At 69.7% G+C, this 1,335-nt stretch carries 2 protein-coding genes and 1 pseudogene; 1 reads left to right on the top strand and 2 read right to left on the bottom strand.

The genetic code is table 11. The features are described 5' to 3' along the window. A pseudogene (locus A9X05_RS31880) lies at positions 1–113 on the bottom strand (TetR/AcrR family transcriptional regulator); the annotation flags it as partial. A gap of 142 nt (positions 114–255) precedes the next feature. Between A9X05_RS31880 and A9X05_RS01295 the strand changes: the two are divergent. Beyond that, positions 256–924, top strand: a complete 669-nt coding sequence (locus tag A9X05_RS01295) for a TetR/AcrR family transcriptional regulator (protein WP_067778629.1) — start codon at positions 256–258, stop codon at positions 922–924. Here the strand turns inward: A9X05_RS01295 and A9X05_RS01290 are convergent. After that, positions 848–1,327 (bottom strand): DUF417 family protein, encoded by a 480-nt coding sequence (locus A9X05_RS01290; RefSeq protein ID WP_068262146.1) that lies wholly within the window; start codon positions 1,325–1,327, stop codon positions 848–850. The genes A9X05_RS01295 and A9X05_RS01290 overlap by 77 nt on opposite strands. Positions 1,328–1,335 lie beyond the last annotated feature (8 nt).

Here is a 1,335-nt window from a genome sequence, read left to right as displayed (position 1 = left end):
CGGGAGTAGCCCATCTCGGCCACAGTGCGCATCGCCGCGGTGATGATGCGCGTGCGGGTCTGTTCGCCGTCGGCGCCCACCGGGCGCCCCAATCGCGAGGGCCGGGCGCTCATGCGGGACGGCACGCGCCGCCGTCCCGTCCCTCACGCACCGCGCACCTCCGCACGAACCCCGAATAAATCGATCACTCGATTATATTCGACACTGTCAGGCGCCGAGAGCCTGCGGACGGGACGCGCGAGTGCGGAGAACACGGTGACGCGGGCGCAGCGGGGACGCCCCGTCGGCGCCAGCGGTGAGGAGACCCGCCAGCGGATCATCGTGGCCACCATGCGCTGTGTGGCGACGGTGGGCTACTCGCGAGCCACGATTCGCGAGATTGCCCGCGCCGCCGACATGACGAGCGGCAGCCTGTACCACTACTTCCCGAACAAGTCCGAATTGCTGGGCGCGGCCGTCGAGGACATCGAGCGGATCGCGGCCCCCCGGCTGTGGGACGCGGCCGCACAGGCCGACGACGTGGTCGAACGGCTGGTTGCGGTGTTGGAGGAGGCGAGTCGGATGATGCGCGAACATCCGCATCTGGCCGGCTTCGATCGCGCGGTACGCGCGGAGAGCCATCAGCATCCCCGTCGCGGCCGGCCGAACTATCCGGGGCCAAAGGCCCTGCGCCGAACCATCATTGAGATCCTCCGCGACGCCCAGACCGCCGGCGCGCTGCCGCCGGGCATCGACCCCCGGGCCGCCGCCGGCGCGATCCATGCGCTGGCTCGCGGCCTCACCGAGCGCGCGGCCACCCTGGACGCCGACGCCTACGCGGCCACGCTCGCTTCGGCGAAGGGGTTGATCAGCGGGACGCTGTTCGCGCGCCCAGCGAATCACCGCAGGTCCACACCGCGACGCCGATCAACACCAAATCCTTGAGCAGGAACTGGCCCGGTAACGCCGACAGCACGGGAACGCCATCCGCATGGGTCGCGATTACGCCGGGCGTGGTGAACAGGAAGCTCAGGGTGCCCAGGAACAGCAGCACCGCCAGCGCGCTGCCGGCCGCCGACGCGCGCGGCCACACCGGCCTCAGGGCGATCAGAACCGCGGCGACGATCTCCATCGTGCCCAGCAAGCGTGCGACGGTGGCGACGCTCAACACGTCGTAGATCCAGCTCATCAGCGGGCTGTGCTCGATCAGCACACGGGATTCCATCTTCACGTACTTCCCGAACCCGATCCAGGCCAGGACGATGACCAACCCGTACCGGCTGATCAGCTGGCCCGACAGCGTCAGGGACTGCGCCACACGGGAACCGGTGGCGACGGGCGCGGTCACGGATTCGA

Source organism: Mycobacterium sp. E3298 (genome assembly GCF_001666895.1).
Taxonomy (GTDB): domain Bacteria; phylum Actinomycetota; class Actinomycetes; order Mycobacteriales; family Mycobacteriaceae; genus Mycobacterium.
Note: the sequence above shows the minus strand (reverse complement) of the source record. Positions and strands in the feature narration are given on the sequence as shown.